1 protein-coding gene is annotated in these 620 nt (G+C 61.5%); it reads right to left on the reverse strand.

From position 1 onward, the window contains the following. Nucleotides 1-471, reverse strand: a 471-nt coding sequence (locus tag EOD07_RS36670) for a winged helix-turn-helix transcriptional regulator (RefSeq protein ID WP_281059124.1), incomplete at its 3' end; no start/stop codon positions are given. Nucleotides 472-620 lie beyond the last annotated feature (149 nt).

Consider the following 620-nt stretch of genomic DNA (forward strand, 5'->3'; position numbering starts at 1 on the left):
GTCGACAAGCGAACGCGTCTGCAAAGCGGCGATGGCGCCAGGCGTCGGCAAGCCTGGCCAAATTGCGTCGAACGGACCGGGCGTGACCAGGCCGAGCCCCAGGCTTCGGCCGGCGCCATATTTCTCGGCGAGACCTTCATAGAGCGCCGTCAGGAACTCCAGTAGTTCCTCCGGCTCCTCGCCCGGTATATCGCCGCGGCCGCTGGCGACGACCTCCCCCCCGAGATCGGAGACGACAAAGTCATAGCCGCGCGTTTCGACACGCAGGCCGACCGCGTAGCCGCCTTCCCTGGCGATCTCGATCTCGATCGGCGGTTGGCCACGGGCCGATTTTCGGCGACCCGCCTCCCGCACCAAACCAGCATCGAGCAAATCCTGGATGATGCCGGCGATGGCGGGTGGCGTAAGCCCGGTGGCGCGCGCCAACTCGGCCCTCGAAAGGCTCCCGCGCAAACGCAATTCATGGAACATCAACCGCCGATTGCGACGGCGGATATCCGAAGCGTTGCTGGCGGAGGGGCTGGCAGGAAATTCAAGCACGCATCAAGCTACCAGATTAAATTAAAGTAACAAACTTTATTTATTGACAGGGTGAATTTTTCCTCCTTATCCTTTCCACT

The sequence above is a fragment of the Mesorhizobium sp. M2C.T.Ca.TU.002.02.1.1 genome (assembly GCF_003997225.1).